This window comes from Rhodococcus sp. PvR044 (genome assembly GCF_040548995.1).
Classification (GTDB): Bacteria; Actinomycetota; Actinomycetes; order Mycobacteriales; family Mycobacteriaceae; genus Rhodococcus_G; species Rhodococcus_G oryzae.
Genome location: NZ_JBEPSX010000005.1, coordinates 248,577 through 273,581 on the forward strand (window position 1 = coordinate 248,577; position 25,005 = coordinate 273,581).

The window sequence follows — 25,005 nt, forward strand, 5'->3', positions numbered from 1 at the left end:
ACCCGACATTCATCGACAACCAACTGACAGGAACGAAACAACCATGCGCATCACAGTTTTCGGCGCGGCGGGACAGGTGGGCAGCAGGGCGGTGGCCGAGGCCCTCGACCGCGGCCACGAGGTGACGGCCGTGCTCCGGAGCCCCGCGCGAGCACACGAGGTGCCGGCGGGAGCAGAGGTCCGCATCGGCGACGCAGCCAGCATCGAGGACATCATCGACCTGAGCGTCGGCCAGGACCTCGTGATCAGTGCGACGCGGCCGACACCGGGCAATGAGGACGAGCTGGTCTCGACCACAAGGGCATTGCTCGCAGGGCTGGCCCGGACCCGGGTGCGGCTGCTGGTCGTCGGCGGCGCCGCGACCCTGACCGTGCCCGGCACGGCCGGGGTGACCGTGATGGACGAACCGGACTTCCCCGCCGAGTTGCGGGGCATCGCGCGGGCGTGTGCCGACCAGCTCGAGGTGTGCCGTGCCGACGCGTCGGCGCAGTGGACGTACCTCAGCCCGCCCGCACTGCTCGAGCCGGGAACGCGAACCGGACTGTTCCGGCTTGGCACGGACGACCTGCTGGTCGATGCCGACGGCGCCTCCGTGCTCTCCATGGAGGACCTGGCGGTGGCGCTGCTCGACGAGGCGGAACGGCCACGGCATCACCGGGTCCGGTTCACCGCCGCCTACTGATCCGCGCAACGCAAACCCGAGAGGACAACGACATGACGATGATCGGCTACCCCGACGACGTGATCGCCGCCCAACCGATGGGCTACTGGACCGACCTGGCGGCCCGCGCGGTCATCGGAGCCCTGCGCGGACAGCTCGCGGTCGAACAGCTCACCCAGCCGCACTGGTGGACCCTCAATCACGTGAGCGGGTCCCCCGGCACCTGGACCCGCACGACGCTGGCCGAGCGTCTCGACGAATTCGCCGACGAGGGAACAGATTTCGGCGCTGTCCTCGACGATCTGGCCGGCAGGGGCTGGCTGCGCGTCGACGAGGGCGCCGGCACCCTGACCCTGACCGACGACGGCGAGGCCGGGCGGCGGCGCGCCCACGAGCGGAATGCTCAGGCACACAGGCAGATGCGCGAGGGGGTGCCGACCGCCGACTACGTCGCGACCGTCAACGTCCTGCGGCGCATGGTCGCCAACCTGGACGGCCGCACGGATCTGCCCTGACCACCACGACCCCCACCTGGAGCACCGACATGAGCACCGATTCACCCGCACTGACCGCCATCCGCCGCCTCGTCGCCGACGCCGTGGAGTTCCAGAACAACGTGGACCGATTCATCCCGCTGCACACCCCCGAGGTGACCATCGTCAACTTCGGCGGACGCCGGGTCTCGGGCCGGGACGCGCTGACCGAGGCGATGCGGCAGGCGCTGGCGACACCGCTCGCGGACGTGACCACCACCGTCGACATCGAGGACATCCGATTCCTCCGCGACGACGTGGCGATCGTGGCCTGCGTCAAACGGGTCTTCGACGGAAGGGATTCCGCCGCAACGGCCCTGCCCGCGACCACGGGGCAACTCACTTACGTGATGGTCGAGGACGGCGACCGCTGGCGGATCGCCTCCGCGCAGACCACGCCGACCACGACCTGAACCGCCGCACCCATCACGTCTCGACAAGGGAGAACCACCATGAGCACCGACACCGGCTTCTACTCGATCATCGACTACACCGTCGACGGTCCCCGGACCGGACAGAGCTCGTCGACGCCTTCGCCGAGCTGCAGAACCGTTGGGTCAGTTTCTATCCCGGATACCGATCCGCGCGATTCCACGTGAGCACCGACGGATCCCGGGTGTACAACATCGTGCACTGGGCCAGCGAGGCCGACTACCGCAACTTCGTCGAGACCTCCGATACCGAGGGACGGATGTCGGCGATCGGCGCGGCACTCAAGGCGATCGCAGGCAAGGCCGAGCCCCTCATGAGCGGGATCCCCACCTACACCGTCGTGCGGGAGGTCGGCCCCAGGACTCGGGAGCCCGAGGATGCAGCGTGATCACCGCACTCGGCGCCCCGCGCTCTGTGCCCGATGGATTCGCTTTAGGCGGCGAAGGTGAGTTGGTTGCGCCGGTTGTGTGCCGGCATGGGTTGTCGTCGGGGGTCGATCCATGGGGGTGGGGTGAACCAGGGGTGGCCGTCGGTTTTGCTGATGGTCACGGTCCAGTCGCCGCGGTGGATGGTGGTGTGGTGGAAGCGGCAGAGCAGTACCAGGTTTGACAGGTTGGTGGGTCCGCCGTTGGCCCAGTGTTGGATGTGGTGGCCTTCGGTCCAGGCGGCGGGTCGTCCGCAGCCGGGGAAGGCGCAGCCGCAGTCCCGAGCATTGAGGGCGCGGCGGAGTTTGCGGGGGATGAGGCGGGTGGTGCGTCCGACGTCGATGGGGTTGCCGTCGGCGTTCATGGTGATGGGGGTGATGTCGGCGTCGCAGGAGATCTGGGCGGCGAGGTCGAGTGAGATGGGCCCCAACCAGGGCATCCAAGCCGGTCCACGTCTACGCCCCCGGTGGCCGCGTTCATGGTGATGGTGTTGGTCGGTGGTGGCGGCGAGGTCGTCGGCGTCGACGAAGACGTTGATGTGGGGTCGTTCGCCGCCTTCGCTGGGTGCTTGCCCGGAGTCCAGATAGCTGCGGACGATGTGGGTGAGGGCATCGGCGCGGCGTTGGGCGGGGGTGCGTTGGTCTTTGCTGGTTTGTCCGTCGCGGTTGTCGGCCCCGGGGCGGGGCTTGGACAGGGCGGAGAGTGCGGTGAGGAGGGCTTCGCCGGAGGCGGCGTCGAGGTGTCCTTTGAGGTGGACGCGGCCGCCGAGTCCGGGTGAGGCGTGGAATTCGTTGAGTTCGGCGTTCTCGGAGTCGGGGTTCTTCTTGTCGCCGTTGAGGATCTGATCGAGTGCCTTGGCTCGGCGGGCGAGGGTGGTGGAGTCTTCGGTGCGGGCGGCGTAGAGGAGGTAGCGGCCGCAGGCCTCGGTTCGGGTGGCGTCGGTTCCGACGATGTCGAACACATTCTCGCCGTTGCCGTCACCGTCGGGTTCTCCGTCGCCGTCACTGTCGGTCTCGGCCGTGTCGTCGTCGGCGGTGTTGTCGGTAGAGCGGGCCGGGGCATCGGGGTCGGGGACCTTGTTCAGGAGTTCGATGATCACCCGGATCTGGTCGTAATCGGTTTCGCCGGCGTCGAACGCGGCGGCGACCTCCGGGTGCTTCGCCAGCTCGCGGCCGAGTTTGACGATCTTGTTCGCCTGGCCGGGGGTCATGGTGGCCGCGCCGGCGAGCCAGTTGCCGGGGGAGGAGGCCCCGACCTGTTCGGCCGCACACCGCTGATCGACCTGATGCATCAGACGTACCCGCAGCGCCTCGAGCTGTCGCATCCGCAGCGAGAGCTCGGGGATCAGCCTCAGGAGTTCGGCGTCCGCGAGCTGCCACGCGGCCACATCCGGTGGCGCGGTGAGCATCTCGTCGAGATCCATGTTCGAAGTCTACTCGAACACACGTTCGATGACAATGGATTGGGTTGAAAGTAAATAGCTCAGCCCGGCTTACGGCTGCCAGACGTAGACCTTGCCGCCCTCATACCCGGCCCCTGAGCCCGAGCCGAAGAGCCCCATGGCGGCGAGCGGGTTCTGCAGGCCGTGCACCTTGCCCTGCGGATCGGTCTGGCTCGCATAGAAGAACCCGTGCCACGAGCCGCAGGAGATGCGATCCGTGCCGTACGGGCTGATGACGACCATCTTGTCGGTGGTCCAGGCCTGCGGGTCGAGCGGCACCACGAACTGGTCACTGCACGGATGCGACTCCGGCCCACCCTGTCCCCTGACCGCCTCGGCCGAAGCGGCCGGGGCCAGCAGGGTTCCGAGACCGATCGCCAGGGCGCAGGACCCGGCTAAGAGCATGCGGTTCATCGTCGATTACCTCCCGGAGACGCGAAACAGCCCAGACAGTATGTTTGTCGGCCCGGGACCGGCCCCCGTTACCGCACCGTCGCGGGCACGGCGGCGAGCACGGGATCGCCCAGGACATCGGCGAGGTCGCGGGCGGCACCTCGGTCGAACTCCTCGGTGAACACCGCCGCAGACACGGCATCCCTGATCAGAGCCTCGATCCGGACCACGTCACCTCGCTCGGCGTCGGGTAGCGGCTGGCCCACCGCCTTCCTGGCCGCGGCGGCGGCCCCCAACAGCCGCGCGGCGAGCTCGGGGCGGCCGCCCGCCGCGTGTGCACCGGCGATCCCCTCCAGCGCCAGAGCGATCGCGCGGGGATCGCCGGTCTCCCGGACCGCGGCGAGACCCTCGTGGTGCAGCGCCAACGCCTGCTCGACCTCGCCGCGCTGCTCCGCGTTGAAGCCCAGTTCGGCGAGGATCAGCACCACGCCGTAGAACGGGATCCCCTGGGCGGACTCGAGCCGCCGATCCCACTCGAGCCAGTGCTGCAGATGCACCCGGGCGCCATCCAGGTCGCCCGTCCTTCGGGCCACCAGCGCGAGCCCGATCTCGGCGAACTGCTCGGCGAACCGGTGCGACTGCTCCGCGGCGACCCGCATCGCGCGCTCGTGTAGCTCCCTGGACTCATCGAAATCACCTGTGAGTAAGGCAATTCGACCGAGACCGGACAGCCGGTACGACACATCGGTCCACAGGTGGAGCTCCTCGGCGAGGCCGACCCCTTCCTGGTGCAGGCGGGCGGCATCCGAGTAGTCGCCGGTGATCTCCGCGAGTGTGGCCAACACATCGGTGGCCTGAATTCGGCCCCACCCGTCCCCCAGTTCCGCGAACGCGGCCATGCCCGCGGCGGCGTGACGCCCGACCGATTCCAGATCCCCCCGGAACAGCGCGGCGGTCGCGAGGGCATGCTCCGCCGCTCCGATGCCCCAGCGGTCACCGAGTTCACGGAAGGTCGAGATCGCCGCGTCGATCAGCTCGGAGCTCACGTCCAGCGCGCCCAGCCTCAGGTGGACATACGCCAGGAACCACTGCGCCCGCGCCCGCCCACCCCGATCGTCGGCGCCGTCGAAGGCCCGCAACAACGCCCGGCTCCGCTCCCCCGGTTCGGTACCCTCGCCGACCAGCATCGCGAAGCCGGCGAGCCAGGCACCGGCCCTGGCCGTGCCTGCGACCGCGGCTTCCCCTGGGGCCGCCAGCGCCGCGCGCAGCGCCCTGTTCCCCTCCGACAACCGGCCACGAAGAAACCAGTACCACGCCATCGCATCGGCGATCCGCACCGCGAGGTCCGCCTCGCCTCGCTCCGCAGCGCCGTCGAGAGCGGCACGAATGTTTGCTGCCTCGGCGTCGAGCCGACGCAGGCCCGCGTGCTGGTCTCCGCCGCGCAGCCGCGACTCGGTCCGCTCGGCGAGCTCCGTGTAGAAGATGTTGTGCTGCAGGCGAACCTGCTCGAACTCTCCGGCCTCGTGCAGCCGTTCGAGGCTGTAGGCCGCAACTGATTCGAGCAGCCGGTACCTCGGCTCCGCCCCGTCGTCCACGACCACCACGAGCGATCGGTCGACCAGACGGCTCAGCAGATCGAGCACCTCGACGGTGCCGACGCCGACACCGGCACAGACGGCCTCTGCGGCGTCGAGGGCACAACCGCCCTCGTGTACCGCGAGGCGGCGCAACACGATTCGCTCCTGCTCGTCGAGGAGGCCCCAGCTCCAGTCGATCACCGCCCGCAGGGTCTGCTGGCGGGGCGGGGCGCCGCGCCTGCCGGCGGCCAGCAGTCGGAATCGGTCGTCGAGCCGGTCGGCGAGCTGGTGAATCCCCAACGCGCGCACCCGGCTCGCCGCCAACTCCAGCGCCAGCGGAATGCCGTCGAGTCGGCGGCAGATCGCGGCCACGGCGCGCGCGTTCCCGGCGTCCAGCACGAACCCAGGGGCGGTGGCCACGGCGCGCATCGTGAAGAGCTGCACGGCGGCGGACCGTTCGACGTCCGCGAGGTCCGGCTCCGCGTCGGGCAGGCGCAGCGGGGGTACGACCTGCAGGACCTCCCCGTCCACCGCCAGCGGTTCCTGACTGGTGGCCAGAACCCGCAGGCCTGGCGCCCGCCCCAGCAGCAGATCGACCAGCGTCGCAACGGAATCCGCCACATGCTCGCAGTTGTCCAGCACGAGCAACAACCGCCTTGATCGCAGTGCACCCGCGAGCAGGTCCGCCGGATCGGCGGATTCGATCGCCGGGCGGGGACCCGTGACGGCGTCATCGCGTATCCCGAGCACTGCGGCCACCGCGGCGGCCACCTCGCGGGCGGACGACGACTCCGGAACCGCAGGCCTACGCAGCTCGGCGAACTCGACGAACCACACGCCGTCCGGGAAGTCCTCGGCCACCGCCTCGGCGGCGGCCAGCGCCAATCGCGTTTTCCCCACCCCGCCGGGCCCGGTCAGCGTGACCAGTCGGGCGCCGGCGAGCCGGTCCCGGGCCTCGGCCAGCTCCCGCGCCCGGCCGATCAGGTCGTTGCGCGCCGCGGGCAGGTTGTCGCGGGCGCGCGCGGCGGCGTCCGGGGCCGCCAGAAGCCCCGGGTCCTGATCCAGGATCGAGTGATAGAGGGTGACCAGGTCCGGACTGGGGTCGACGCCGAGCTCCTCGGCCAGCACCTCCCGCAGCTGCCCGTAGCTCGCCAGCGCCTCGCTCTGCCTGCCGGCCCGATAGAGGGCCAGGACCTGCGCGGCACGGAGGCGTTCCCGCAGCGGATGGGCGGCGACCGACGGCCCCAGCTCGTCGGCCAGCAGGTCGTGCTCACCGAGCTCGAGGCGGGCCTCGGCGTGATCCTCGAGAGCGGTCAGCCGCAGTTCCTCCAGGCGGGTGATCGCCTCGCGCGCGAATCCCTCGTCGGCGAAGTCGGCGTAGGCGGACCCCCGCCACAACGCCAGCGCCTCCGCGAGCAGCCCGGCCCGCTCGCGCGGATCGACGGTGGCGCGCGCCCTCGCGGTCAGCGCGGCGAACTGCCCGGCGTCCACGGCGGCCGCCTCGACCCGCAGCAGGTAGCCGGGTGGGCTGTACCCGACCAGATCCCGGCCGCCCGGTTCCGCACCCTCGAGGGCCCGGCGCAGCTGGGAGACCTTGGTCTGCAGGGTGTTCGTGGGGTTACCGGGGAGATCCTCACCCCACAGGTCGTCGGCCAGCCGCGCGGCCGTCACCGGCCGCCCGTGATGCACCAACAGGTCCGCCAGCAGGGCTCGGACCTTCACCTCGGGGACCCGCACCGGGGTGCCGTCGGAGGTCCACACCGCGAGCGGACCGAGTACCCCGAAACGCATTCGGCCACAGTAACCCAGCCGTGCGTGACCCCCAGCGAACCCTGCGCGGATCGTGCGCGCCCGTCGGCACAGTGGTTCCAGCGAGGCCGGAGGAACCGACGAACAGCCGGTCACCACCTCGAAACCGAACCGCACACCGATCAGAGAAGAGAACCCCATGAGCGCGAACCAGAACGCCGCCCCCCAGCTCACCGGCCGCGAGATCCGCCTCGCCTCCCGCCCGGTCGGCGAGCCCGGGCCGGACAACTTCGAACTCGTCGAGGTCGCCGTGCCCCAGCCGGGCGAGGGCCAGATCCTGGTCCGCAACACCTGGATGTCCGTCGACCCGTACATGCGGGGCCGCATGGACGACGCCGAGTCCTACATCCCGCCCTTCCAGCTGGGCGCCGCCATGGACGGCAGCGCGGTGGGTGAGGTCGTCGCGTCCCTATCGGAGACGATCCCCGTCGGCACGACGGTGACCCACTTCCTCGGATGGCGCGAGTACGCGGTCCTGGACGCGGCCGACGCCACCGTCATCGACACCGCGATCGCGCCGGGCCAGGCCTACCTCGGGGTGCTCGGCACCACCGGCCTGACCGCGTACGCCGCCCTGACCGAGGTCGCACCGGTCCGGGAGGGCGACGTGGTCTTCATTTCCGCGGCCGCCGGGGCCGTGGGATCGGTCGCCGGCCAGATCGCACGGAAGTTGGGCGCCGCCACGGTGATCGGATCGGCGGGCGGTCCGATCAAGACCAAGAAGCTGATCGCCGACTTCGGCTACGACGCCGCGATCGACTACCGCGAGGGCCGCCTCACCGAGCGGCTCGCCGAGGCCGCCCCCGAGGGGATCGACGTCTACCTCGACAGCGTCGGCGGAGATCATCTCGAGGCCGCCATCGGAGCCGCGCGGGTCGGCGGCCGGGTCGCCCTGGTCGGCGCGATCAGCACCTACAACAACACCGCGCCCGCCCCCGGCCCCACCAACCTGTTCCAAGCCGCCGCGAAGGAACTGACCCTGCGCGGCATGCTGATCGGCTCGTACTTCCACCTGTTCCCGGAGTACATCCCGCTGGCGGCGGGCTGGCTCGCCGACGGCACCCTGCGCACCGAGGAGACCGTCGTGCACGGTCTCGAGCAGGCCCCGGACGCATTCCTCGGCGTGCTGCGCGGGGCCAACACCGGCAAGATGCTCGTCCGCCTCGGCGACTGACCTCGACCCTCACCGACCACCCCCGAAAGGACCCGCGCCATGTCGCACTCGATCATCAACCCCGAGAACCTGCACGACCCGGTCGGATTCGGCTACAGCCACGTCGCCCGCACGCGCGGGGACCTGGTGTTCATCGCCGGCCAGTACGCCTCCGACGGCGACGGCCACGTCACCTCAACCGATTTCACCGACCAGGTCGAACAATCGCTGGCGAACCTGCGGACCGCACTGGCCGCGGTTGGCCTCGACTACCGCCACGTCGTCGCGCTCCGCACCCACATCGTCGGCCACGACGCCGACAAGCTCGCGGTCATCGCCAGGCTGATCGGCGAGATCTGGGGCGACCGGCCGCCGACCCAGACGCTGACCGGGGTGGCCGCGCTCGCCCTCCCGGACATGCGGTTCGAGATCGACGCCGTCGCGGTCACACAGTGACCACCACCTTTCCCAGCGCCGCGCCCGAGGCGTAGTGGCGGTAGGCGTCGGGGGCGTCGTCGAAGGCGAACACTCGGTCGATGACCGGGCGGATCCCGTTCGCCTCGATGACGCGGTTCATCGCGAGGAACTGCGCGCGGCTGCCGACCGCAACGGCGCGCACCGTGGCACCGGAGGCGAACAACACCCGGGCGTCGATGAGCGGCGGTGCGTTGTCGGAGACGAAGCCGACGCAGGCGACGTGCCCCTCCGTCGCCACCGCCAGGAGCGACTGCTCCAGGTACCCGGTCACGTCGATGACGCGGTCGGCGCCTCGCCCACCGGTCAGGTCCCTGACCTCGCTCGACCAGTCGGGCGTTGCCCGGTAGTCGATCACCTCGTCGGCACCGAACTCGGTCAAGCGGGCGGCCTTGGCCGGGCTGCTGGTGGTGGCGATCACCCTGGCCCCGAGCGCCTTCGCGAACTGGAGCGCGAACAGCGACACCCCGCCCGAGCCCTGCACGACCACGGTCTGCCCGGCCCGCAGGCCGATGCCGTCACCGGTCAGGGCGTTCCACGCGGTGACCGCGACGCAGGGCAGCGTCGCCGCCTCCTCGAAGGACAGGTGATCGGGGACCGGCACGAACTCGTCCTCGCCGAGCACCACGAACTCGGTGAGCATGCCGTCCAGCGAGCCGCCCCGCTGCGGCAGGTGCTCGGCCCCGAACGGCCCGTCCTGCCAGCTCGGGAACAGGGTCGCTGCCACACGGTCACCGATCCGGGCCGAGCGGACCCCCGGTCCGACCGCGATGATCTCGCCCGCCCCGTCCGACACCGGCACCACGTCCGGCTTAACCGGCAACACGTACGTGCCGCGCAGCACCAACAACTCGCGGTAGCTGAGCGAGACGGCGCGCACCGCGACCAGGACCTGTCCAGGGCCTGGGACCGGGACCTCGTGCCGCCGGATCGTCAGGCCGTCGATCCCGGCCCCCTCGTCAACGTGATAGCTACGCATCGGTGTTCTCCCTCCTCTTCCTCAGTGCCCGGCGGCGGTGTCGATGGCCAGCGGAACCTCGCCCGCGGTCTTGCTGTAGCCGAGGGCCTCGACGATCAGTCCGTCCCGGACCCGCATGAGGTTCACCCCCTCCACCCAGTCCGCTTCGCCGTCGCCAAAGCGGTACCGCCAGCGGATCGTCGCCCGGTCCCCGGCCACCACCACCTCCTGGGGACGGAACTGGGTGGCGCGGTCCAGGGCCAGCGCGCCCCACCACGCCAGGCAGGCCGAGCGGCCCTCGACGCGCTCCCCGGTCGGGGCGGGCTGGACCGACTCCATCACGCAGTCCTCGCCGATCAGGTCGGTGAGGAGGCCGGCGTCCGCGTCGGTGAAGGCGCGGTTGAAGAGGTCGATGACATCGGTGGTGGTGCGGAGCGCCATGGTGACAATCCCATCAGTAGATAGAACGTTCGGTCTCATCGGAATATATAGAACGGTTGATCTACCCGTCAACACCTGGAAGGCTGGCCCCATGACCACCCGCACCACACCCGGGCCACGAGAGCGCCTGCTGGACGCCGCCCAGGAGCTGACCTACAGCCAGGGCATGGGCGTCGGCGTCGACTCGCTCCTCAAGACGGCGAGCGTGGCGCGGCGTTCGCTGTACGAGCACTTCGGCGGCAAGGACGGGCTGATCGCCGCGGTGCTCGAGCGCAGCACCGCCGAGGACGAGGCCGACTACGAACGGACGATGCGCGCCGCGGGCGACAATCCACGTGATCGCCTGCTGGCCGTCCTCGACCGGCTCGGCGAGGTCATCGCCCAGCCGGGGTTCCGCGGCTGCCGCTACCTCGCCGCCGACCTCGCGCTGGCCGACCCCGACCATCCCGGGCACGCCGTCACCCGCAGCTATCGCGAGCGCGTGCACCTGCTCCTCGAGGCGGAATTCGTCGCCCTCGGGCACCCTCGGCCCGCGCACGCGGCCGATCAGTTCGCGCTGCTCATCGACGGCACGCTGGCGGCAGGGGTCACCCGGCCCGGCACCGACCCCGCGACCTCCGCCCGCGAACTGGCCGGGCCGATCCTCGACGTCCGGGGCTAGGACCGGCGCTCGCCCCCGTCACGGCGGTCGAACCGCCGTGACAGGGTGCGGCTCAGCGCAATCCGTGCCGACGGGCCACCAGCTTCTCGACCATCGTGCGCGGGAGCATCCGACGCAGCGCGAACGTCACCGGGGCGTTGCTGCCCACCGCGTAGAGCTGCTTGGGACGGTCTGCCTCGATCGCCTTCACGACGGTCTCGGCCACCTTCTGACCGGAGATGCCCGCGCGCTCGTTGGCGTCGAGCGCAGCGATCATCGTCCGGTACTCGGCCGTGTACGGCGACCCCTCGTCGAGGTAGTGGGTGCGGCGCTCACCGATGCCGGTGCTGATCGAACCCGGCTCCACCGTCGTCACGCCAACGCCGTATGGCGCGACCTCCCGCCTGGCCGCGGTCGCGAAGCCCTTGATAGCCGCCTTCGTTGCGACATAGGACGAGCGGTAGGCCAGCGGGAAACTCGCGAGCATCGACCCCACCATGACGACCCGTCCGTACCCGCGCGCACGCATCCCGGGCAGCACGAGCTGGGTGAGCCGGACCGCGCCGAAGACGTTGGTCTGGAAGAGCCGCTCGACCGCCTCCATCGGAAGCTCCTCGATCGGCCCGCTCTGACTCTCCCCGGCATTGTTGACCAGGACGTCCACCTCGCCCGCCGCGGCCGCGCACGACTCGATGCTCGCCGGATCCGTCAGGTCGAGGGCCAGGTACTCGACACCGGGGATGGGATCGCCGATCGACGCGGGGTTCCGGCTGGTACCGAACACCCGATATCCCCGGCCGACAAGAGTTTTCGCCACCGCAGCACCGATACCGGAGGACGCCCCGGTCACCAGCGCGGTGCGCGTACCGGTCACGCGAGCTCCCGCGCCAGCGCCCGGCCCGCGGCGCGGCCGGAGAAGATGCAGCCGCCGAGGAAGGTCCCCTCGAGGGCGTTGTAACCGTGCACCCCGCCGCCGCCGAACCCGGCGACCTCGCCCGCCGCGTACAGGCCATCGAAGGCCTCGCCGTCGGCGCGAATCACCTGCGAGTCCAGGTTGGTCTCGAGCCCACCGAGGGTCTTGCGGGTGAGGATGTTCAGGCGCACCGCGATCAGCGGTCCGTGCTCGGGATCGAGCAGCCGGTGCGGCTTGGCGACCCTGGTGAGCTTGTCGCTGCGGTACTGCCGCGCGTTGGTGATCGCCATCCGCTGCAGGTCTTTGCCGAACTTGTTGTCGAACTGGCGATCTCGGGCGAGGACCTCACCCTCGACCTGATCGAAGTCGAGCTGGGGGCCGCGGGCGATCTTGTTCATCCCGTCCACCAGCTCGCGCAGGTTGTCCGCCACCACGAAGTCGACGCCGTGCTGCTTGAACGCCTCCACCGGGCCCGGCGCCCCCTTGGCCAGCCGGCTGCGCAGCAGCAGCTTGACGTCCTTGCCGGTGACATCGGGGTTCTGCTCGGAGCCCGACAGCGCGAACTCCTTCTCGATGATCGACTGGGTGAGGATGTACCAGGAGTAGTCGTGCCCGGTCGCGAGGATCGCCTTCATGGTCTGGTTCGTGTCGAAGCCGGGGAAGTTCGGCGCGGGCAGCCGGCGCCCGGTGGCGTCGAGCCACAGCGAGGACGGGCCCGGGATGATGCGGATGGCGTGGTTCGGCCAGATCGGGTCCCAGTTGATGATGCCCTCGGTGTAGTGCCACATGCGGTCGCGGTTGACGATGTTGCCGCCCGCGCTCTCGGTGATGGCCAGCATCCGACCGTCCACGTGCGCAGGCACGCCCGAGATCATCGTCTCCGGCGCCGGGCCGACACGCTCGGTCGGCCAGTTCTTGCGCACCAGGTCGTGGTTGCCGCCGATGCCGCCGGACGTGACGATCACCGCCTTGGCGCGGAACTCGAACTCGCCCACGGCGGTTCGCGAGGACGCCTTGCCCCGCTCGAGGTCCGTCGGCTCCAGCACGGTTCCCCGGACACCGACGACCGCGCCGTCCTCGACGATCAGCTCGTCGACCTGATGCCGGAACTCGAAGTTGACCAGACCCCGCTTCTCGCCCTCGAGAACCGGCTCGGCGAAGATGCGCACGACCTCCGGTCCGGTGCCCCAGGTGAGGTGGAACCGGGGCACCGAGTTGCCGTGCCCGGACGCGCTTCCGCCGCCGCGCTCGGCCCAACCGACGGTCGGCACGACCTTGAGCCCGAGCTCACGTAGGTACTCCCGCTTCTCGGTGGCCGCGAAGTCGACGTAGGCGCGCGCCCACTGGCGTGGCCAGTGGTCCTCGCGCTCGCGGTCGAATCCGGCCGATCCCATCCAGTCCGCCAGCGCCAGCTCGTGGGAATCCTTGATCCCCAGTCGGCGCTGTTCGGGGGAATCCACGAAAAACAGGCCCCCGAGCGACCAGAATGCCTGTCCACCAAGGTTGTTGCGATTCTCCTGGTCGATCACCAGCACCCGGCGTCCGGCCTTCACGAGCTCGTGGGTGGCCACCAGTCCTGCCAGGCCCGCCCCCACCACGATGACATCGGCGTTCACGTTCACACTTCCTCGCTGTAGTTGCGCAGCACGCTCACGAACAGGTTCGTGCGCGCCCGGCGGACGGTGTCACTTTCTGGTTCCATCAGGCATTGGACGGTGGTCCCGTCGTGCACGGCCACCAACGCCCGGCCGAGGGCTTGCGGGTCCGTCGCTCGCCGCCCGGCCCGCGCCAGTGCCGCTTCGACGATCGGCAGGATCGTGGCGAGGATGGCCTCTTCCCTTGCGGCCATCACCCGCTTGAGCGACGGATTTCGCAGGGCGTGCGCCGTGAATTCCGCGGTGATCCGGTACCACTGGTCGTCGATCGGGATCGCGTCGAGAATCCGTGCGGTGGATTCCACCACGCCGAGCTCACCCGGTTCCCCGGTGTACTCGCCCGACACCGCTTCGCGGAGGTCGGCGAGCATCTGCGCCGATCGTTGCTCCCACATCGCCAGGAACAGCTCGTCGAGGGAGGCGAAGTTCGAGTAGAAGGCGCCCCGGGTATAGCCGGCGCGTTCGCAGATCTGCTCCACCGTCGAACGCCCGAAGCCCTCCTCGGCGAAGACGAGCAGCGCGGCGTCGAGCAGCCGCTCCCGCGTCTGGATGCGGCGCTTCGTCACGCGCTTGGGCGTCGCGGATTCGGCCGTGTCGTCCACACGCATCAGCCGCTCCTTCCCGAGATACCGCACATTTCGATACATTTCTGCATCCGATGCGGAACCGTATCAGTTCAGCGGCCACACGTGTCGGGAATCGGGAGGCGGCCGCGCAGACGAAAGCCCCCGGTAGGTCCGGAGGCTTCGTGTGCGGCTGGAGATCGTCAGGTCCGCCGCGCGGTGACGAGCATCGGCTCGTGCAGGTCGAAGTACGACACCTCCCCCATCAGCCGGCCCTCCTCCTCGAACAGCGAGCGCAGGTCGTCGGGGATCTCGATCTTCTCGTGGGCGCGCGCCTCCGCTTCGGACGTGAAGTAGACGGTCTCGACGTATCCGCCGGAGCCGTCCGTCGCCAGCGTCCCACCGACGATCTCCGGGCGCAGCTCCTGGACCTGGTCGCCTGCCTGCGTCAGCACCTCCCGCATCCGGGTCTCGTCGCTGGTGTGCCCCTCCATGATCTGCACGAATCCGGCGTCGTCCGAGCCGCCGCCGAGCCATTCGGTCACCTCCGGGCAGTCCATGAAGGAGACCGGACCGTCGAAGCAGCGCTCGGTCTCAGCCCACCAGGCGCTCTGCTCGGGGCGCTCGCTGTTCCTGCGGGCCGCCGCCTCGGACTCGAACCGTGCCACCACGATGAAGGTCCCGTCCTCGGACATTCCGCGGGTCGACCCCAGAAAGCCGGTGGCCCCCGGCTGCAGTTCTTCCGCCCACCAGTCCATGCACCTGCGCAGGCCCTCCTCGTCAGACACCTTTCCTTGGACGACTTGGATGAACATCTCTGCCTCCTCGAGTCGGGGCCTGGACCCCAACTCAACGGATCACGGTGACCGACCGACGCGGTCCACCGATCGGCGGGCACCACCCGGCCCGCGCGGCGGCCACTACGGGTTCAATCCTTCGCCCGGCCCCCACCGCACGCAAGAGCCCGTCACGGGTCACAGATACAACTCCAGGCGGCGACGGTCGAGGAGTCGTGGTCACCCGGCACGCCCACGACAAGCAACACCGCGACTGTTTCTCTCATGGCGTTCTCCGGCGTGGATCGGCCCAGATCAGGCGGGCTCACCACTCAACCTTCCGGCGGGCGACCAATATCACGTGAGTAGCCGACTACTCGAATCGACGATCGCCGGGCAGGGTTGCGCCTGGCACCCGAACGCGGTCGAATTGATTCGTGGACCCCGAGGAACGCTTCACCTCGCTGGTCGACGAGTTCGCCGGCCTCGCGGGCGTGTCGGTGCCCGAACAGTGCACCCGGCGGGGCTTCGGATCGGGCGCACTGAAGGTCAACGGCTCGATCTTTGCCATGCTCACGGGCGGTCGACTGGTGGTGAAGCTGCCGAGGACCCGGGTCCAATCCCTGGTCGGGAGCGGAATGGGCGGAACGTTCGAGGCCGGCAAGGGGCGGCCGATGAAGGAATGGCTGACGGTCACCGTGGACGACGACCTGACGTGGCTCTCGCTGGCCAGGGAGGCCCTGGAGTTCGTGGGAAGCAGGCGTCCCGCACCCCGTTGAGAGCGTCCTGAACCCCACAAAGTACAGCCCGCTGTGGACGCAGCGGCATCGAGGTGGCATCCTTACCGTGAGACCAGGGTTCTCGACCTGAGGATCCGGCTCGCAGTAACAGGAGTAATAACGTGGCACAGGGCACCGTGAAGTGGTTCAACGGCGAAAAGGGTTTCGGTTTCATCGAGCAGGACGGTGACGGACCCGACGTGTTCGTTCACTACTCCGAGATCCAGGGCAGCGGCTTCAAGTCCCTCGACGAGGGCCAGCGCGTGGAGTTCGAGATCGGCCAGGGCCAGAAGGGCCCCCAGGCCACCGGCGTTCGCACCGTCTAAAGCGACTTAGTCTCCGGGCGCGCGCCACACGGCGCGACCCGTCAGACCTTCCGAAGGGCGTCTCCGTTTACGGAGGCGCCCTTCGGCGCGTTCGCCCCAAGCGCGGGACTCGCCGTCCCCAGCGGCCCGCGCCTCCCTCCCGACGATGTCCTCGCTCGTCGACCCCGTGTGATCTCGGCCGCAAAATGGCGATTCAATGCCAGACTCGGGGCGCATAATCTATCATTTGAGGATTTTGGCGCTGATTGGCGCTACTTCTCGCCCGGTGCCACGGCGAACAAACCCGAGGATTGGAGCAGAGATGCGAATCTTGCGTGCGTTTGTAGGTGCGGTCGGTGGGGTGATCATCCTGGTTCTGGCGCTATCTCTTCACGCACCCGTGGCGACCGCTCAGACCGAGTGCATGAGAATGCCGTACTTCACGCCGTTCGGATATGCCAATTTCGATTCCCCCCGCGAATCGTCGGGCTGCTGAAACGACAACGAGATCGCGGTCGAGGGCATCACGCCGTTCCAGGCCAAGCCCGCGAAGACCGGTCTCTATCTGCCGATCGGCTCGCACACCAACCACATCGACGCGTGCATGGGCGTGTACTACCCCGGCGGGCCGAAGTTCGTCAGCAAGACCGGGAACTCTGTTGCGGCCGAGAACATCTGGCTGCGGATGGACGGCGCCTACGCGACCATGAAGATCAACGGGGTCGCCCAGGGCGAGAGGATGGTCGCCACCTACAACGTGGGTGAGATGATGCCGACGGTCATGACGCCGCACGGTGGCGGGATCGGCCCCACCTACTGGCCGTTCCGCTTCTCCCCCTATTTCGCGCAGGTCTTCAACCAGACTGCCGGCGCCAACCTCGTCAGTGCGGGTGAAATGTTCGCCAACCTCGACGCCGTCGGGAAGTTTGCGCCCTGATCTGACACGCAGACAGACGGCTCCTGAACAGGCAGAAATCCCCCGAACAGGAATCTTAAACAAGCGTTCAATCAATTCCTTCATTCTCGTAACCACACCGGCCCGGTTGTGCTCTACTCGGATCTTTGGTCTCACCCCCCTCTCCGAAAGACCGGGTCACCATGCCTCGCTCAACCCTGCGCCGCTCCGTGGCGCCCGTCGGCGTCCTCGCCCTGACCGCCGGGCTCGCCCTCATCGGCGGGCCCGCGCACGCCGGCACCGTCAACTTCCAGACCGCCTGCCAGGCCACGCCGTCGACCTCGCTCGCCGGTCCGCAACACCAGGTGGTGGCGGCGTCGGCCTCGGTGACCGCGCCCGCGAGCGTCGCTCCCGGCGACACGTTCACCTACCGGATCCAGCCCGGCCCCGGCTCCTATCCGGACTCCCAGTCGGGTGGCACCACCGCCGGACTGTCGCGGCTGAAGTTCGACTTCGAGATCCCCGCGAACTCGTCGTTCGTGAACGCCGTCGTGGCGGCAGGCACCGGCGCCAACCTCGGCGGGGTCGCCCCGAACGTGCTTCGCGTGAACACCTCCGGCACCGTCGACGCCACAGGCCCGATCCTGCGCCTCTCCGGCAACAACCAGACCATCGGAAACGGCCCCTCGTCCAGTGGCAACAGCGAGGGCGGCATCACCGCCCCCAAGCTGAAGAAGAACCTCGACGGCACGAGCAATTCCGGCGGCAACAGCGTCTTCCAGCTGCCCGCCGTGGACGTCACTGTCGTCGCCGGGTCCGCAGGCACCATCACCCCGAAGCTCCGGGTGGGCGGGAACGCGGCCGCCTACAACAGCGACGAGAACTACAGCACCTCCCTGGCGAAGGCCAGCGCCCCGTTCGTCGGCACCGTGTGGGCGCCCACCCGCTGCGTGCCCAAGGACAGCAGCGGTGGAGCGCTCAACGCCGGCGGCGGACCGCTGGCCACCGTCAACGTCGTCGCGGCCGCCGTGACCACCGCCACGACCCTGACCGCGCCCGCCACCGCGACCACCGGCACCGCGATCGACCTCACCGCGGCCGTCGCGCCCGCCCCCAGCGGCGGCACCGTCCAGTTCAAGGACGGCGATACCAACATCGGCGCACCGGTCAACCTCACCGGCGGCAACGCCACCCGCAGCCACACCTTTGCCACCGCGGGCGCCCATGCCATCACCGCGGTCTACAGCGGCGCGACCGGCTTCACCGGTTCCACCTCCGCGGCCGCGACAGTCGACGTCCAGGGCCCGGCCCCCGTCGACGTCGCCACCGCCGTCACCCTGACCGTCCCCGCCACCGCGACCACGGGCTCCGCCGTCGGCCTGTCCGCGACGATCGCGCCCGCCCCGAGCGGGGGCACCGTCCAGTTCAAGGCCGACAACACCCCGATCGGCGCACCCGTCGAGGTCGTGGGCGGCGTCGCCACCCTGGCGCACACCTTCACCACCACCGGGCACCGCAACATCAGCGCGTCCTTCTCCGGCAGCGCCGGATTCCTGGGATCGAACTCCGCCTCGCAGACCATCGAGGTCAACGCCCCGGCGCCCACCGACGTGGCCACGGTGACCAAGGTGACCGCGCTGAGCACGGCCACCGTCAACACGGCGATCGACCTGTCCGCGACGGTCACCCCCTCCCCGGCGGGCGGCACCGTCCAGTTCATGGACGGCACCACCCCGATCGGCGGACCGGTGACCGTGGTGAACGGGACCGCGATCCTGGCGCACACCTTCACCTCGGCGGGCGAGCACGGCATCACCGCCGTCTACAGCGGTGCACCGGGCTTCGTGGCCTCCACGTCCGCGACCTTCGCGGTGACCGCCTCGGCCACAGGAACCCCGGGTGGCAGCGGATCGGCCGGCAGCCTGTTCGGTTCCTGATCACCTTCCTCAGACCCACCCCCTCAGGAGTTGCTTTGACATCACCCACCCTGCGCCGCGGCGCGGCGGCCCTCGCGGCCGCCGGATTGACCGCGGGCGCACTGCTATTGGCGGCCCCGGCCACCGCGGCGCCCACCACCACCGGCTTCGATGCCGCGTGCTGGGGCAAGTTCAAGAGCCTGCTGGACAACACCCACAAGTCCATCGGCACCGGCGTGACCGTCGAGGCCCCCGCCAGTGTCGTCACCGGCGATACCTTCACGTACCGGCTCCAGCCCGAGACGATGACGCTGGCGCGCAACGGCGAGAACCTCCGGATCCGCTCGAGCGTGTCCCGGATCAAGTTCGACTACGAGATCCCCGCCGGCGCCCAGTTCGTCTCCGCCACCGTGGTTCCCGGCACCGGGGTCAACCTGGCCGGATCGGCGCCGACGGTCACCCGGGTGGCCGAGAACGGTAGCCCCTCCGCCGCAGGCACGATCCTGCGCCTGTCCGGCAACAACGAGACCGTGGGCAACGGCCCGACCACCAACGACGGCGCCGAGGGCGGCATCGTCGTGAATGCCGCGGGCTCCGGCGACACCTCGTACCGGCTGCCCGCCATCGAGATCACGGCCGTGGCCGGTCCGGCCGGATCCGTGGTGACCCCGAAGATTCGCACCACCGGAGCGGCCGCGAACTACAAGGCCGACGAGAACTTCTTCACCTCGCTGGTCCGGGAGAAGGACCCGGTGTTCTCCGTGTCCTACTGGTCCGCCACCCGGTGCGTGCCGAAGAACGGCACCGACCCCGGCAGCGGCGTCCCGCTCAACGCGGGTGCGGGACCGCTGGCCACGATCAATGTCACCGCCCCACCGGACGCGACGACCACGACCGCGGTCGCCGCGCCCACGACCGCGAACACCGGTGCGGCCGTTGATCTCACGGCCACCGTCAGCCCCGCCCCCGCGGGCGGCACGGTCCAGTTCAAGGACGGCGCCGACAACATCGGCGGGCCGGTCACCCTCAGTGGCGCCACCGCCACGCTGAGCCACACCTTCGCGACCGCGGGCGCACACGCCATCACCGCGGTCTACAGCGGCGCTCCCGGGTTCGCGGGCTCGACCTCCGCGCCGCATTCGGTCGAGGTCGGCGCCGCCACCGTCGACACGACCACGGTGCTGACCACCCCGACCCACGCGAAGACCGGGGTGTCGGTCGGCCTGGCCGCGACCGTCGCACCCACACCGACCGGCGGCACGGTGCAGTTCCTCGACGGCGGTGCCCCGATCGGCGCACCGGTGACCGTCGCGGGCGGCGTGGCCACGCTGGCGCACACCTTCGACTCGGCGGGCAGCCACTCGATCACCGCGTCGTTCAGCGGTGCGCCCGGCTCGGCCCCCTCGACGGCGGCCGCGAAGACCGTCACGGTCTCCGTCCCGGCGCCGAACGAGGCGACCACCAGCACCACGCTGGACGCCCCGACCCCGGCCACCCAGAACCAGGCCGTGTCGCTCACCGCCACCGTGGCACCGAGCGAGGCGGGTGGCACCGTGCAGTTCTACGACGGCGTCACCGCGATCGGCGTCGCGGTGCCGTTGTCCAACGGCACCGCGACGCTGTCCCACGCGTTCGGCGCCGTCGGCGCGCACGGCATCACCGCCGTCTACAGCGGCGCGGCCGGATTCCTGGGCTCCACGTCGGACGCGCACGTGGTCAACGTGACCGCGGTGGGCACCCCCGGCGGCGGTAGCGGCTCGGCAGACAGCATCTTCGGCTCCTGATCGAACCGCTCGCCCCACGGCGGGGGCGTCGCCTTCCGGTGACGCCCCCGCCGTTTCTCGTCCGGCGGGGCCTGTTCGTGGTGCCGCCGATGCGCCAGTCTGGAGAGGCCATCACCTCATTCGAGTAAGGACACGTGATGACTTCCGCAACCATCCGGGCGATGCAGGTCAGCGAGCCGCGCAGACCGGGGCGCGGGCCTGGATCGAGGAGGCTCCCCTCGCAGAGGACGGACAGGCCTTCGACCGGATGCTCACCGGCAAGGCCCGCTTCCGGATGGTCCTGACCACCGGCAACTGACAGGCGGACGCGAAGGGGCACCGCAAGCGCGAATTCGCGCGAGGATGCCCCCTCGGCCGGGCGCGGGGTGTCCCGCCCTTGTCAGCTCTCGGCCAGCACCGGCATCTTGACGACCTGGCCTGCGTAGGACAGGCCGGCGCCGAATCCGAGCAGCAGCGCGGTCGCGCCGGCCTGAACCTGACCGGTGCGCAGCATCTTCTCCATGGCGAGCGGGATCGACGCCGCCGAGGTGTTGCCGGTCTCGATGATGTCGTCCGCGACCGGAACGCCCTCGGGCAGGTCGATCGACCGGACGATGACGTCGTTGATGCGCAGGTTCGCCTGGTGCGGCACGAACGCGTCGATCTGGTCGATCCGCACCCCTGCGCGGTCCAGAACCGTCTTGGCGATCTTGCCCATCTCGAATGCCGCCCACCGGAAGACGGCGGTGCCCTCCATGATGATCCAGGGGCGCTTCTGCTCCGGGTTCAGCGCGAAGCCGACCCAGTCCGGCTCCTGCCGGATCGAGCGGCCCTGCGCACCGTCGGAGCCCCACACCGTCGAGCTGATGCCGACCTCGTCGGAGACGCCGACGACCACAGCGCCCGCACCGTCACCGAAGATGGCCCGCACCGAGCGGTCGGTGGGCTCGGTCGAGTCCGTCATGCGGTCCACCCCGACCACCAGCACCTTGTTCGCGGTGCCCGCCCGGACCAGGTCCGAGGCCACCCCGAGCGCGTAGCAGAAGCCCGCGCACCCGGCGGCGACGTCGAAGGCAGAGGGGCCGCCTGCGCCCAGCATGTCGGCGAGGATCGCCGCGCCCTGCGGCGTCTGCATCGGGTAGGTCGACGTGGCCAGGATGACCACGTCGAGCTCGGCAGGCTCGACTCCCGCGGCCGCGAGCGCGGACCGGGCCGCCGACTCGGACATGTCCAGCACGGACTCCTCCGGGTAGGCCTTGGCGAACCGCCGCTCCTTGATCCCCGTGCGCGACTGGATCCACTCGTCGGTCGAGTCGATCGACTGGCAGATCTCCTCGTTCGTCACCACGCGCTCGGGTCGGTGCACCCCGAGTCCGAGCATGGCGGTGTTACGGATTTCGGTGGAGTTCGTGATCACTGCACCCATGGTCTATCTCCTCTTGTTCAAAGTTTCGCTTCGGGATGCTCGGGCGAAACCCACGAACTCTCCTCGCTCGACACCGTAGCGCCCAAAGAAACTGGACGGTGATCCAGCCCACAAGGGCGATGCGGTACACAATCGCGTACGGCCGCGCGGTTCAGCTGGTGTACCCCCAGCGGGCCGCCACGTCCGGGTGCGCGCGCACCCTGCTCTTCCACGCGTTCGCGCCGTAGGTGTCGAAGATGGGGTTTCCCGGGTCTGCGCTGACCCCGCGCGCCCGGCCGGCCAGCTCCGCGGGCAAGGTCAGCACCGGCACCACCGCGTCGAGCGCGGGGTTGAAGAAGTAGGGCACCGAGATCCGCTCGGGCGAACCCGGGGCCGAGAGCACCCGATGCCTGGTCGCCCTCAGGTATCCCGCGGTTGCCACCTCGAGCAGCTCGCCGATGTTCACGATGAACGCCCCCGGCAGCGGCGGGGCGTCGATCCAGTCACCGCCGCGCCCCTCCACCTGCAGCCCGCTCGACCCCGGCTCGACCAGCAGCAGGGTGAGCACACCCGAATCCTTGTGTGCGCCAACACCCTGGTCGCTCTCCCGTTCCGCCCCCTCGCCGACTCGATGGCCCGGATAGCGCACCACCTTGATCAGGGTCGCCGGGTCCGTCGCGAACGCGGGGTCGAACACGTCGGCACTCGCCCCGAGCGAGACCGCCCACTCCCGCAACAGTTCCAGGCCGAGCCGCGACAGTTCGGCGTCCCAGCGGATGATCGTCGCCCGTAGCTCGGGCAGCGCCCTCGGCCAGCGGTTCGGGCCCTGCAGGTTCCAGTACCCGACCGCGCCGGGGATAGCCGCGCGCTCAGGCCCGATGTCGATCTGCTCCCGCCAGTCGGTCCGTCCCTCGGTGAGCTCTCCACCGAGCCGCGTGTAGCCCCGGAAATGCGGACTGCCGAGCATCTCGATCGACATCTTCTCCTCGACCGGCAGCGCGAAGAACCTGTGGGCCACCCCGAGCACCTCGTCGATCAGAGCCCTCGGCACGCCGTGGTCGGTCAGGTAGAAGAAGCCGAGCTCGTGCGTCGCCCGGCGCAACGCCAGTCGCCCCCGCACACTGGTCAGTTCGCCGAAGTCGACCACCGGCAACATGAATCCAGGGTATCCCCGGTGAATCCCTGCAATACCGGCTAACCCTGATTAGGATCTACGTGGCGTGCGCGTTGCCGCTCACGCCACGGGAACTCGTGTTCCATGACCAAAAGTCACAATGGACGTCGATGGGGTGGTGTGATCGTGGGAGCTTCGAAGCGATTGGTGCAGGTCTCGGCAATCGGGGCGGCGGCGATGCTCCTGCTGGCCGGGCCTGCCGCGGCAGATCCGAACACCGTGAACCCGATCCCTGGCCTCAACGGGACCAACGGGCTGCCGGTGTTGAACGGCCGCTCCTCGGCCATCGCCCAGGCCACCGGCCTGCTCAGCCCCAATCGAACCCAGGATGCCAACGTCCTCGGCACCGACCTCGGCATCATGTGGGACAACGGAAACGGCGAGGTACTCACCGCATTCGGCGATTCGGCCGGGCTCGGCATCCCGAACCTCATGAACGGAAGCCTCTGGTCGTGGCGGAGCAACACCCTCTTCCGCAGCGCCGATCGAAATCTCGCCGACGGCATGAGCTTTGACAGCTCGCCGCGCGACTTCCTCGGCCAGGCCAAGGAACTGATCCCCAGCCCGAAGATCCCGTTCGTCGAGATCAGCAGGATCCCGACCGCCGGTGTCGCGGTGGACGGCGTCCAGTACATGTCGCTGATGTCGGTCAAGAACTGGGGCGAGCCGGGCCAGTGGGACACCAACTACTCCGGGCTCGCGTTCTCCACGGACAACGGGGAGAACTGGACCGTCGCCCCCGAGACCAACCGTCCCGCCACCGCCGGTAACCGGAACTTCCAGATGAGCGCGTTCGTCAAGGACGGCGGCTTCGTCTACCAATACGGCACCCCGCCGGGCCGCGGCGGACTCGTGCACCTGGCCCGGGTGCCGGAGAAGCAGATCCGCGACCTCGGCGCCTACGAGTACTGGAACGGCCACGAATGGAAGAAGGGCGACCCGAACGCGGCCGCGCCCATCGTGTTCGGCGGTGTCGCCGAGCTGTCGGTGCAGTACAACCAGTTCCTCGGCCAGTACCTGATGCTCACCACCGACAACTTCAACTCCGTGGTGATGCGCCGCTCGCCGTCACCCACCGGCCCCTGGGGCCCGCCGGAGGTGCTGCTCGAGGCCCGTGAGCTGCCGACCGCCTACGGCGCGTACATCCATCCCTGGTCCACCGGGCCCGATCTGTACTTCCTCACCACCGTGCACTCCAACTACAACGTCCTGTTGATGCGCACCACCCTCAATCGGTGAACGCCGGCCGGCAGCGCACGGCTAGCGTCACCGCGATGGACGCACAGGACTGGAACGAGAAGTACGCGGGCACCGAACTGGTCTGGGGCGCGCCCGCCAACGCCGTGGTCATGGAGTTCGCGACCTCCCTGCCGGCGGGACGGGCCCTGGATCTCGCCTGCGGCGAGGGCCGAAATGCGTTGTGGCTGGCCACTCGTGGCTGGCAGGTCACCGCGGTGGACTTCTCCTCGGTGGCACTCGAGAAGGGGGCAAGGGCCGCCGCGCCACTGCCCCGGTCAGTGCGCGAACGACTCGAGTGGCTGCACGCCGATGTGACGAAGATCGAATTCCGGCAGGAGTATGACCTGGTTCTCGTCGTTTACCTGCATCTTTCGCCGAAAGAGCGGCCAGAACTGCTGCGCAGGGCCGCGGCCGCACTCCGGCCAGGCGGCACGCTGCTGGTCCTCGGGCACGACGCCACCAATATCGCCGATGGCGTTGGCGGGCCACAGGACATCGAGATCCTATACACCCCAACGGAGCTGGTCGACGAGCTGGGCGACGCGGTGGACCCCACAGTCGCGGAACGGCGGCACCGGCACACCGAGACCGGCACCGCGATCGATGCGCTGGTCGTGGGAAGGCGCCCCTATCTTGGCAGCTAACTGAATGCCGAGTAATATCGGCTAAGTTACCGACGAGTAGC

At 69.5% G+C, this 25,005-nt stretch carries 26 protein-coding genes; 15 read left to right on the forward strand and 11 right to left on the reverse strand.

The window, feature by feature from the left end:
• The first annotated feature begins 43 nt into the window (after positions 1 to 43).
• Genes ABIC28_RS14345 through ABIC28_RS14365 form a run of 5 tightly spaced genes read left to right on the forward strand, consistent with a single transcriptional unit; the run spans position 44 to position 2,014 of the window.
• Positions 44 to 682, forward strand: a complete 639-nt coding sequence (locus ABIC28_RS14345; RefSeq protein ID WP_097214435.1) for an NAD(P)-dependent oxidoreductase — start codon at positions 44 to 46, stop codon at positions 680 to 682.
• Positions 683 to 714: 32 nt separating this feature from the next.
• On the forward strand, positions 715 to 1,176 hold the full coding sequence (locus tag ABIC28_RS14350; RefSeq protein ID WP_209928245.1) for a winged helix DNA-binding protein: 462 nt from the start codon (positions 715 to 717) through the stop codon (positions 1,174 to 1,176).
• A 29-nt stretch (positions 1,177 to 1,205) separates the two neighbouring features.
• Positions 1,206 to 1,607, forward strand: a complete 402-nt coding sequence (locus ABIC28_RS14355) for an SgcJ/EcaC family oxidoreductase (RefSeq protein ID WP_097214434.1) — start codon at positions 1,206 to 1,208, stop codon at positions 1,605 to 1,607.
• Positions 1,608 to 1,646: 39 nt separating this feature from the next.
• Positions 1,647 to 1,793 (forward strand): hypothetical protein, encoded by a 147-nt coding sequence (locus ABIC28_RS14360; RefSeq protein ID WP_354579472.1) that lies wholly within the window; start codon positions 1,647 to 1,649, stop codon positions 1,791 to 1,793.
• Entirely contained in the window at positions 1,736 to 2,014 is a 279-nt protein-coding gene (locus ABIC28_RS14365; RefSeq protein WP_354579607.1) for a hypothetical protein, read from the forward strand. The genes ABIC28_RS14360 and ABIC28_RS14365 overlap by 58 nt, the downstream gene beginning before the upstream one ends.
• Positions 2,015 to 2,058: 44 nt before the next feature.
• Here ABIC28_RS14365 and ABIC28_RS14370 read toward each other — a convergent pair whose 3' ends face one another.
• The 3 genes from ABIC28_RS14370 to ABIC28_RS14380 all read right to left on the reverse strand — a co-directional run bounded on the left by ABIC28_RS14370 (position 2,059) and on the right by ABIC28_RS14380 (position 7,253).
• Positions 2,059 to 3,474: an HNH endonuclease signature motif containing protein gene (locus tag ABIC28_RS14370; RefSeq protein WP_354579474.1), complete on the reverse strand. Its 1,416-nt coding sequence runs from the start codon at positions 3,472 to 3,474 to the stop codon at positions 2,059 to 2,061.
• Between the two features lie 69 nt (positions 3,475 to 3,543).
• Positions 3,544 to 3,906 (reverse strand): hypothetical protein, encoded by a 363-nt coding sequence (locus ABIC28_RS14375; protein WP_097213868.1) that lies wholly within the window; start codon positions 3,904 to 3,906, stop codon positions 3,544 to 3,546.
• Between the two features lie 68 nt (positions 3,907 to 3,974).
• Complete coding sequence (locus tag ABIC28_RS14380) at positions 3,975 to 7,253, reverse strand: AfsR/SARP family transcriptional regulator (RefSeq protein ID WP_354579477.1); 3,279 nt, start codon at positions 7,251 to 7,253, stop codon at positions 3,975 to 3,977.
• 157 nt (positions 7,254 to 7,410) lie between these two features.
• On the opposite strand from ABIC28_RS14380, the gene ABIC28_RS14385 reads away from it, so the two are divergent.
• Both ABIC28_RS14385 and ABIC28_RS14390 read left to right on the forward strand, forming a co-directional pair.
• On the forward strand, positions 7,411 to 8,445 hold the full coding sequence (locus ABIC28_RS14385) for an NADP-dependent oxidoreductase (RefSeq protein WP_209928237.1): 1,035 nt from the start codon (positions 7,411 to 7,413) through the stop codon (positions 8,443 to 8,445).
• Positions 8,446 to 8,484: 39 nt separating this feature from the next.
• The gene (locus tag ABIC28_RS14390; RefSeq protein WP_209928235.1) at positions 8,485 to 8,880 is read left to right on the forward strand and encodes a RidA family protein; all 396 of its coding nucleotides are present in this window, start codon (positions 8,485 to 8,487) and stop codon (positions 8,878 to 8,880) included.
• Here the strand turns inward: ABIC28_RS14390 and ABIC28_RS14395 are convergent.
• Positions 8,870 to 9,877 carry a zinc-dependent alcohol dehydrogenase family protein gene (locus ABIC28_RS14395; RefSeq protein ID WP_209928233.1) on the reverse strand — a complete coding sequence of 336 codons (1,008 nt, stop codon included), beginning with the start codon at positions 9,875 to 9,877 and terminating at the stop codon, positions 8,870 to 8,872. The two genes, ABIC28_RS14390 and ABIC28_RS14395, sit on opposite strands and share 11 nt — an antisense overlap.
• Positions 9,878 to 9,898: 21 nt before the next feature.
• A complete protein-coding gene (locus ABIC28_RS14400) occupies positions 9,899 to 10,297 on the reverse strand; it encodes a nuclear transport factor 2 family protein (RefSeq protein WP_354579480.1) in 399 nt (132 codons plus the stop codon).
• 91 nt (positions 10,298 to 10,388) lie between these two features.
• Between ABIC28_RS14400 and ABIC28_RS14405 the strand changes: the two genes are divergently transcribed.
• Positions 10,389 to 10,958 (forward strand): TetR/AcrR family transcriptional regulator, encoded by a 570-nt coding sequence (locus ABIC28_RS14405; protein WP_354579482.1) that lies wholly within the window; start codon positions 10,389 to 10,391, stop codon positions 10,956 to 10,958.
• A gap of 52 nt (positions 10,959 to 11,010) precedes the next feature.
• Here the strand turns inward: ABIC28_RS14405 and ABIC28_RS14410 are convergent, their stop codons facing one another.
• The 4 genes from ABIC28_RS14410 to ABIC28_RS14425 all read right to left on the reverse strand — a co-directional run bounded on the left by ABIC28_RS14410 (position 11,011) and on the right by ABIC28_RS14425 (position 14,883).
• A complete protein-coding gene (locus ABIC28_RS14410) occupies positions 11,011 to 11,811 on the reverse strand; it encodes an SDR family oxidoreductase (RefSeq protein ID WP_097213862.1) in 801 nt (266 codons plus the stop codon).
• Positions 11,808 to 13,466 carry an FAD-binding dehydrogenase gene (locus ABIC28_RS14415; protein WP_269588681.1) on the reverse strand — a complete coding sequence of 553 codons (1,659 nt, stop codon included), beginning with the start codon at positions 13,464 to 13,466 and terminating at the stop codon, positions 11,808 to 11,810. Before ABIC28_RS14415 ends, ABIC28_RS14410 begins: the two co-directional genes overlap by 4 nt.
• A gap of 2 nt (positions 13,467 to 13,468) precedes the next feature.
• Positions 13,469 to 14,113 carry a TetR/AcrR family transcriptional regulator gene (locus tag ABIC28_RS14420; protein ID WP_097213860.1) on the reverse strand — a complete coding sequence of 215 codons (645 nt, stop codon included), beginning with the start codon at positions 14,111 to 14,113 and terminating at the stop codon, positions 13,469 to 13,471.
• A gap of 158 nt (positions 14,114 to 14,271) precedes the next feature.
• On the reverse strand, positions 14,272 to 14,883 hold the full coding sequence (locus ABIC28_RS14425) for a hypothetical protein (RefSeq protein ID WP_097213859.1): 612 nt from the start codon (positions 14,881 to 14,883) through the stop codon (positions 14,272 to 14,274).
• A gap of 398 nt (positions 14,884 to 15,281) precedes the next feature.
• Here ABIC28_RS14425 and ABIC28_RS14430 point away from each other — a divergent pair, with 398 nt between their 5' ends.
• The 5 genes from ABIC28_RS14430 to ABIC28_RS14450 all read left to right on the forward strand — a co-directional run bounded on the left by ABIC28_RS14430 (position 15,282) and on the right by ABIC28_RS14450 (position 20,523).
• A complete protein-coding gene (locus ABIC28_RS14430; RefSeq protein ID WP_097213858.1) occupies positions 15,282 to 15,623 on the forward strand; it encodes a hypothetical protein in 342 nt (113 codons plus the stop codon).
• A 122-nt stretch (positions 15,624 to 15,745) separates the two neighbouring features.
• The gene (locus ABIC28_RS14435; protein WP_027502787.1) at positions 15,746 to 15,949 is read left to right on the forward strand and encodes a cold-shock protein; all 204 of its coding nucleotides are present in this window, start codon (positions 15,746 to 15,748) and stop codon (positions 15,947 to 15,949) included.
• A gap of 583 nt (positions 15,950 to 16,532) precedes the next feature.
• The gene (locus tag ABIC28_RS14440) at positions 16,533 to 16,865 is read left to right on the forward strand and encodes a hypothetical protein (RefSeq protein ID WP_354579486.1); all 333 of its coding nucleotides are present in this window, start codon (positions 16,533 to 16,535) and stop codon (positions 16,863 to 16,865) included.
• A gap of 161 nt (positions 16,866 to 17,026) precedes the next feature.
• Positions 17,027 to 18,760 carry an Ig-like domain repeat protein gene (locus ABIC28_RS14445; RefSeq protein WP_354579488.1) on the forward strand — a complete coding sequence of 578 codons (1,734 nt, stop codon included), beginning with the start codon at positions 17,027 to 17,029 and terminating at the stop codon, positions 18,758 to 18,760.
• Positions 18,761 to 18,795: 35 nt separating this feature from the next.
• A complete protein-coding gene (locus ABIC28_RS14450) occupies positions 18,796 to 20,523 on the forward strand; it encodes an Ig-like domain-containing protein (protein ID WP_354579490.1) in 1,728 nt (575 codons plus the stop codon).
• A 379-nt stretch (positions 20,524 to 20,902) separates the two neighbouring features.
• Here ABIC28_RS14450 and ABIC28_RS14455 read toward each other — a convergent pair whose 3' ends face one another.
• Together ABIC28_RS14455 and ABIC28_RS14460 are read right to left on the reverse strand one after the other, a co-directional pair.
• Positions 20,903 to 21,928, reverse strand: coding sequence for a beta-ketoacyl-ACP synthase III (locus ABIC28_RS14455; protein WP_354579492.1), 1,026 nt, complete (start codon positions 21,926 to 21,928; stop codon positions 20,903 to 20,905).
• Between the two features lie 151 nt (positions 21,929 to 22,079).
• Complete coding sequence (locus ABIC28_RS14460; RefSeq protein ID WP_097213853.1) at positions 22,080 to 23,063, reverse strand: isopenicillin N synthase family dioxygenase; 984 nt, start codon at positions 23,061 to 23,063, stop codon at positions 22,080 to 22,082.
• A gap of 195 nt (positions 23,064 to 23,258) precedes the next feature.
• Between ABIC28_RS14460 and ABIC28_RS14465 the strand changes: the two genes are divergently transcribed.
• Both ABIC28_RS14465 and ABIC28_RS14470 read left to right on the forward strand, forming a co-directional pair.
• Entirely contained in the window at positions 23,259 to 24,320 is a 1,062-nt protein-coding gene (locus ABIC28_RS14465; protein WP_179800693.1) for a glycoside hydrolase family 183 protein, read from the forward strand.
• A 35-nt stretch (positions 24,321 to 24,355) separates the two neighbouring features.
• Complete coding sequence (locus ABIC28_RS14470) at positions 24,356 to 24,964, forward strand: methyltransferase domain-containing protein (protein WP_097213888.1); 609 nt, start codon at positions 24,356 to 24,358, stop codon at positions 24,962 to 24,964.
• Positions 24,965 to 25,005: the final 41 nt, after the last annotated feature.